A 1,076-nucleotide genomic window follows, 5' to 3' on the forward strand; every position below is an offset into this window, starting at 1 on the left:
CTAGGTGTATTGCCCAGTGAGGTTGGGGACGCGGCTGGCAGGTGGTTTGCCTGCGAGCGCGGTGTGTCCGCGGTGGTGATTGTAGGTGTGCAGCCAGCCGGGGAAGGCGTCGCGTCGTTCCTGCTCTGACCGGTAGGGACGGGCGTAGGCCCACTCGTCGAGGAGAGTGCGGTTGAGCCGTTCGACTTTGCCGTTGGTCTGGGGCCGGTAGGGCCGGGTTCGCTTGTGGGTGATCCCGGCCTCGGCCAGCAGGTCGCGCCAGGCGTACGACTTGTAGCAGGAGCCGTTGTCGGTCAGGACGCGCTCGACTGTGATCCCGACGCCGGCGTAGTAGGCCTGGGCCCGCTGCCAGAATGCGGTCGCGGTCTCCTTCTTCTCATCACTGTGGATCTCGCTGTAGGCGAGGCGGGAGTGATCGTCGACGGCGGTGTGGATGTACTGGTAGCCGGCCCCGGACTTGGTCTTGCGGCCCGCCGGGCGGCCGAGGACTTTGTGGCCTCCGCCGTCGGGAATGTTGCCGAGCTTCTTGATGTCCACGTGCACGAGTTCGCCCGGGCGGTCGCGTTCGTAGCGGCGTATGACACGGCCGGTTGCCCGGTCCAGATGGGTCAGGCGGGCCAGGCCGAACCGGCTCAGGACCCGATGCACGGTCGACGGTGCCAGGTCCAGCAGGTAGGCGATGCGGGCCGGTCCCCAGCGCCGCAGGACTCTGACCTTGATGATCCGGCGTTCGGTCCGGGTCGGTGTCCGGCGGGGGCTGCGAAGAGGCCGCGATGAGCGGTCCGCCATCCCGGCCTCGCCCCAGATCCGGTAGCGCGCGGCCCACCGCTGGGCCGTCGTCGGTGAGACCTGGAAACGCTCGGCGGCCCGGCGCAGAGGCCAGCCGTCCTCGACCACGCAGCGGGCCAGGCGCAGGCGTCCGGTCTCGGTCAGGGGTGCATTACGGTGGGGCATGAGGGCCTTCTGCTGGTTGGTGTAGACGTCGCAATCCACACCGAACCCGGAAGGCCCTCACCCGTTCAAGACGCCTCAGCCGAGACCTGCATCACCCGTCCACAACCTCCCGGGGCAATACA

Annotated in this window: 1 protein-coding gene; it reads right to left on the reverse strand. The window is 68.5% G+C overall.

What is annotated here, in order from left to right:
- The gene (locus ACZ6KO_RS34910; RefSeq protein WP_469308003.1) at nt 1–954 is read right to left on the reverse strand and encodes an IS481 family transposase; all 954 of its coding nucleotides are present in this window, start codon (nt 952–954) and stop codon (nt 1–3) included.
- Between the last annotated feature and the right edge of the window lie 122 nt (nt 955–1,076).

Source organism: Streptomyces sp. NPDC042102 (assembly GCF_055582305.1).

Bases quoted from the DNA above. Each gene is read 5' to 3' on its own strand.
- ACZ6KO_RS34910 (WP_469308003.1), bottom strand. From the start codon at position 954: ATGCCCCACCGTAATGCACCCCTGACCGAGACCGGACGCCTGCGCCTG.